5 protein-coding genes are annotated in these 6,000 nt (G+C 43.0%); 3 read left to right on the top strand and 2 right to left on the bottom strand.

The features are described from left to right. Window positions 1-23: 23 nt before the first annotated feature. The gene (locus tag VP97_RS00835) at window positions 24-1,382 is read right to left on the bottom strand and encodes an RNA-guided endonuclease TnpB family protein (RefSeq protein ID WP_050179717.1); all 1,359 of its coding nucleotides are present in this window, start codon (window positions 1,380-1,382) and stop codon (window positions 24-26) included. A 358-nt stretch (window positions 1,383-1,740) separates the two neighbouring features. Between VP97_RS00835 and VP97_RS00830 the strand changes: the two genes are divergently transcribed. Further along, complete coding sequence (locus VP97_RS00830; protein WP_050179716.1) at window positions 1,741-2,616, top strand: YitT family protein; 876 nt, start codon at window positions 1,741-1,743, stop codon at window positions 2,614-2,616. A gap of 144 nt (window positions 2,617-2,760) precedes the next feature. Then, window positions 2,761-3,663: an SDR family NAD(P)-dependent oxidoreductase gene (locus VP97_RS00825; protein ID WP_050179715.1), complete on the top strand. Its 903-nt coding sequence runs from the start codon at window positions 2,761-2,763 to the stop codon at window positions 3,661-3,663. Between the two features lie 72 nt (window positions 3,664-3,735). Here the strand turns inward: VP97_RS00825 and VP97_RS00820 are convergent, their stop codons facing one another. Continuing rightward, window positions 3,736-3,978 (bottom strand): glutaredoxin family protein, encoded by a 243-nt coding sequence (locus tag VP97_RS00820; RefSeq protein ID WP_050179714.1) that lies wholly within the window; start codon window positions 3,976-3,978, stop codon window positions 3,736-3,738. A gap of 425 nt (window positions 3,979-4,403) precedes the next feature. Between VP97_RS00820 and VP97_RS00815 the strand changes: the two genes are divergently transcribed. Continuing rightward, complete coding sequence (locus VP97_RS00815; protein ID WP_050179713.1) at window positions 4,404-5,621, top strand: MFS transporter; 1,218 nt, start codon at window positions 4,404-4,406, stop codon at window positions 5,619-5,621. The last annotated feature ends 379 nt before the right edge of the window (window positions 5,622-6,000 follow it).

The raw sequence follows: 6,000 nt of genomic DNA, 5'->3' as shown, positions 1-6,000 counted from the left end.
GAATACAGTACAACATCAGCTGGTTAAGCTTCCTGCGGAAGCTCGAGTGCATGATGGAGACTAATGAACGAAGACAAGGTCTGCGATGTCCTTATTGCCAGATCAGGAACTTTTGCCTGAAGAGACAACCATTTCGTTTCCGAAATGGATTTTTGAAAAGCCCGAATGAAACAACGGGCCCCGATATTATAAGAAGCGGATAAATCCGCATGATAGACTTTGCCCGTTGAAAACGTGGCAAGGTCTTTTTTCGGATTCCGTTCCACTTTTCCAGAACCATCGAACGCCAGAGCGCTCGTGTTTAGTGGATTGACTCGGGAAATGCGCATGCCGAGGCAGTGCGCCATTTCTTCCACTTTGTTCTGGATGCCTGTTTTCCGCCACCCGTGAAGCTTGAAGCGAAGTTTTCTGGCTCCATAGAATCCCTTTGAAGTTTTCATTCTGCCCAGGTATTCGAATACGATGACGTCACAGCCATGCTTGGCCGCAAATTTTATTATTTCATGGCTTGTGTGGCGGACAATATGCTGCTGGTACCCATTGATCTGCCGCCAAAAGTTCGGCGCCTGAATGCGGCCGCTTGCCCGCTGGGCTTTCCGCAGCTTGTTCGTTAACGTCTGCATCCGGTCTTTTTCTTTAGGCTGGTTAATAAATGTCCGGCCTAAGACAGTGCCTTTTGCATCGATAACGGAACAAACCGCAGAATTCGTTAGTCCAAGGTCTACTGCACACACTTTTTGCTTGTTAATAGGCGTCTTGTTTAAAGTAACTTTATGTTCATAGCTGATGGAAAGGAAGAATTTCTTTCCACGTTTAATCAGCTTAGGGTTGTTCTCTTTCCATTCCCAGACACCTCGTTTATAAAGGTTCTGCCCTTTACATTCGATATCTGTCCATACCCAGTCATTCTGATGGAACACCTTGATTTGTGCAGTCGTATCAGATGTTCTGTTGAACATGTTCCCTCGATAAAAAACAGGAAATTCTTTATGCTCCGCCTGCAGGCGGGGAGGCTGTTTCCTGAATTTTTTTCCTTCGGAAAGAGCGTATTTCTGCTCTTTTTCCCAATTTTGATAGTTGGAGCGGAAGCTTTTTACTTTGCCAAAAGCAGAAGCAATGGCACTTCTGCGGAAGTAAGAAGGAAACTTGTAAAAACGCTCGTTAAATTCTTTATATTTCGGAAGAGGGTTTGATTTGGTTGCGTGAATCAGTTTTTCTACTGCAGGCACAATCGACTTTGTTGTTAGTCGTTCAGTATCATTAAATTCTTTGTTAATGACCTCAATCACATAAGCCAAAGCATCATTGTAAATATCCAGCGTAGCATTGAAGATGTCAGTCTGGTTTATAATTTTGTGCTGCAGCGACTTCGCAACTTTCATGATCAAACCCTTCTTTCCATTTTCGAATCCTTATGATAGGTAGAACGTATCAAAATGGAAATCAATTGTAAAACGAAAAGAGAATCAGTGTAAACGATGATAAGTAGGGAGTGGCAATCGGTATAATAAAAAGAAAGAAGAACAATAAGAATAAAGACCTTAGCGCCTAACCCCCACTAAATCGGAGATTTTGAAGGGGAATGTGGCGCTAATTTTTTGTTCAAAGTTCTGCTCTTCATATTTAACTCGGTAAAGCAAAAAAGCGTCAAAGAGGCAAAACAGTAAAGCGGTTATGCAGTTTATTGCATGAAAATGAATTTATCCCTATAATGACCGGAGTGAAAGGAGACGAATTACATTGTATCAAATCAAGCAATATTTATTTTTAGTCCTGGGTACTTTTATCATTGCCCTATGTTTTAATTTACTGCAAAGTCCGAACCAGATTGCTTCTGGCGGATTAACCGGCGCCTCTCTTGTTTTAGGTGATATATTTCATCTTTCGTCAGCTATTATTCTGTGGGCAGCCACACTGGTGCTGCTGATCGGCGGCAGCTGTTTTTTAGGCGTCCATACCATCTTAAAGAATATTATCGGTTCTCTTTTCATTCCTTTTTTCGTTTATGTCACAAAAGAAATTCCTCCGCTTACACATGACCCGCTGCTTGCCGCTATCTACGGCGGATTAGGGGTAGGGTTTGGCCTGGCTGTCGTTTTTCGGGCAGAAGGAAACACAGGCGGGTTTACCCTGATTGCGCAAATTCTCCACCAGAAAAAAGCAATTAAACACAGCACATCCATTTTGGTGATGGATGCAGCGGTTATGATTGCAGGAGGCATCGTTTTTTCTCCGGAGAAAGCATTGTATGCATTAGTCGGCGCATTTGTCACCCGGTTAACGATGGATTATGCAGTGCGAGTTCAACAGAAAAACTCTAAAGTGGCTTACATTATTTCTTCAATGGAATTTGAGAAGCAGATCAGCGAATCCATTTTAACGGAATTAGATCGAGGATTAACAAAGCTCTCTGGATCAGGCGGCTACACCAATAACGAAAGAATCGTGATGGTGACAGTGCTGGCTCCTTCAAAAATCGCGACATTAAAAGCTCTGGTTCAACATGTTGATCCGCATGCTTTTATTATTTTATGTGAGGCAACGGAAGTATTCGGTGAAGGATTTACTCAGCCGGTTTCTCCTCCTAAGAAGCTTGTTTCTTCCAATGCCATCTAAATACCTGCGTATGCTTCCTTCTCTCTTCTCTTCTGCTTGAATAAAGCAGGTTACGGCAAAAACGTGGTTGATCGTTATGTTAGTTTGAATACTAAACGGGTAACGAAAACTATTGAGGTTCAAACATATAGGGAGGAATGGAATATGGCAGATAAGAAATCTCGCAATGGATTAACGGTTGTCATAGCTGGCGCTTCGAGCGGACTTGGAAGGGGAACTGCACGCAGACTTGCTTCCGAAGGGGCAAACCTTGTACTGGGTGCCCGCCGTGTGCAGCTTCTTGAAGAATTAGCGGAAGAATGCGGTCCGAATGCAGCAGCTGTCGGGATGGATATCGGAAAAGAAGAAGATGTAAAGAAACTGTTCGATACGGCTATGGAGAAGTTTGGCCGTATTGATGTCTGGATGAACATGGCCGGCGTCGGATTAATTGGCCCTTATACAGAACTTCCAACCAAGGACTTGCAGCGTATTGTGCAAACGAATATACTCGGCACGATGTACGGGAGCCATTATGCCCTGCGCCAATTTAAAAAGCAAAAATCCGGCACGCTGATTAACATGGGCTCCATCGCAAGTAAAATCGCTTTTCCGTACTACACAGCCTATACGGCAACAAAATATGCTGTGTCCGGCCTGAGTGCGGGTCTGTATCAGGAAATGGAACTCGAAAACTATGAGGACATCCATGTATGTATGGTCCATCCATGGGCGACCGATACACCCTGGTTTGATCATGCTGGGAACTACTCCGGGCATAGAGCGCAAATGAAGCCGATGGACGATGCCGAAAATGTGGTAGATGCCATTGTCGATTTACTTGATAATCCGCAGGAAAGCGTCGAAGTGGGTGTGAAAACAAAAGGCTCTTCGGTTTCAAGCAACCTTATGCCGGAGCTGACTGAAACACTGAATGCCAGGTATTTAAATAAAGTGATTCAGGATGCTCCCCCTGCCCCTCCAAGCTCGGGCTCCCTTCATGAACCGATGGAGCGCGGCACTGGCGTTTCAGCCGGCCTTCGAGAGCGGATGAAAAAAGAGCAGTAAAAGATTTTTTCAAACTTCAGTAGAAAGTCCCGCCTGTTCTCATAAGCCGGGCTTTCTACTACCATCTAGTTGTTAACCATTTTTGGCACTATCTATAATTCCCTGCAATTCTGGTGTAAAACCCTTGATAGCCCGGTTTTCCCATACGGTCACCGGTACGCCTAAAAAGCCGAAACCTTCTACTTCCTGCTGGTACTTCTCACTTGCTCGTACATCTCTTACTTCAAACGGCACTTTTTCTTCAGTCAGCACACGCTTTACAAATTCGCACTCCACACAGTCATCCATTGAATATACGATTACTTGTTTTGTCATAGTCGGGCTGCTTCCTTTAGTACATTTATGCTTGATCGTTTTTTCATTTTCTCTTTATCCCTCTGTCTTCGCTGGATTTTTTCTTATTGCTGTTATTTTATCATATATTGATCGTTAGAGTTTTGACCAGGTTTTGAAACGTTAAAAACGATTCATCATTCTGCCCATCCCTTTTTCCGATTTCTCATATTCTACTGAATTGTTTTCGTTGCTGCTTTCGCTTTTGTTTACTCTTAGCCGCTTTATCAGCGTCTTCAAAAACCAGATAATTTTTAATATTTTTACTTACTCACACTTCCCTGTGATAAAATTTAAATGCTCTTTTTTATAGTTTGCCCGGAGAGCCATCATTATGCTAAAGTCCAGCCAATACTCAAGCGTTACTTGCTCCTAAAGTCATTTTTATGTGAAAGGAAGGAATACATATGCACACAGCAGCAAAACCACAGCAAGTACAGCCCGTTACCATGTACCGTATTCTCTTTATCATTAGTTTAGGGCATTTTTTAAATGATTGTATGCAGTCTGTTGTACCGGCACTTTTTCCGATTCTTGAAAAGTCGATGAATTTAAACTACACACAAATCGGCTGGATCGCTTTTGCACTTAATATGACCTCATCTATTATGCAGCCAGTGTTTGGAATAGTCGCGGATAAACGTCCTTCTCCCTTTCTGCTGCCCATCTCTATGTGCTTAAGTATGATCGGCATGGTTGGTTTGGCAGTCGCACCAAACTTTTATTTCGTTATCGCTTCTGTGCTGTTTATTGGATTTGGGTCAGCTATTTTTCATCCTGAAGGCTCTCGTGTAGCGTATATGGCTGCCGGTCAAAAAAGAGGTCTGGCACAATCGATTTATCAGGTGGGCGGCAATACAGGCCAGTCCATGGCACCGCTGTTTACCGCATTTATCTTTATCGGGCTTGGTCAGTTTGGGACAATCTGGTTTGTTCTGTTAGCGGGGTTTGGTGTTTTTATTTTATACAGCGTTTCCAGGTGGTACAAGGGAGAAATCGCCCTGCGCAAGCAAATAAAAAAGAAGCAAACTTCTGGATCTCTTAAAATGAACAGGGAAATTGTTTTTGCCATTAGCCTTCTTATTTTTCTAGTGTTCGCTCGCTCATGGTATGGTGCAGGCATTTTAAACTTTTTTCAGTTTTACGCAATTGAGAAATTCGATTTATCAATAAAAAGTGCACAGCTGTATGTATTTTTATTTATGGGTATGGGCGTGTTTGGCACATTTTTTGGAGGCCCGTTAGCCGATCGTTTCGGGAAACGAAATATTTTGCTTTTTTCTATGCTCGGCGCGGTGCCGTTTACCCTGTTATTACCCTACGCACCTATTGCATTCATTGCGCCACTGCTGATTTTGATCGGCTTTATTATCCAATCAAGCTTTAGTGTCACAGTTGTTTATGCGCAAGAACTGCTCCCCGGCAAAATTGGTCTTGTTTCAGGATTAATTGTGGGCCTTGCTTTTGGCATGGGAGCTCTCGGTGCCGTGGTTTTTGGAAAGCTAGCTGACGTATACAGCCTTCAATTCGTCATGCTGTTTTGCAGCTTTTTACCGATACTCGGCATGCTAACCTGGCTTCTCCCTAGCGATAAGCGTGTAAAAGAAATACATGAGATGTCTTAAAATGCCCTGCTTGACAAGGTTGAAATGTGGAATGAATCTTTGAAAATGATAAAGGAAGCTGGTGTTTGTCCAGCTTTCTTCAGACTGTAAACAAATGGTTGATAACTGTCACATGAATAGGATAAATCGATGTCAACAAGATTATACAGAACGAATAAGGTCGTATTTTTTAAAAGAGGAAATGTGTATCCAATCCCGGGCTGATTGATCTTCAATACCACTTAGTAAAGCCTGCCGGACGTAGACTCCTGCGGGAAGTACAGTGAGTCGGGAGATCCAGCACTGCCCTAAGGTGTGCGAAGTCCGGCAGGCTTCACTTATCGGCTCTTTTTTTGATCAAGAAAGATTTTGTCTACACACTAAAGAAAGCTGGACTTTT

Source organism: Domibacillus robiginosus, from assembly GCF_000966195.1.
GTDB classification, from domain to species: domain Bacteria; phylum Bacillota; class Bacilli; order Bacillales; family Domibacillaceae; genus Domibacillus; species Domibacillus robiginosus.
Note: the sequence above shows the minus strand (reverse complement) of the source record. Positions and strands in the feature narration are given on the sequence as shown.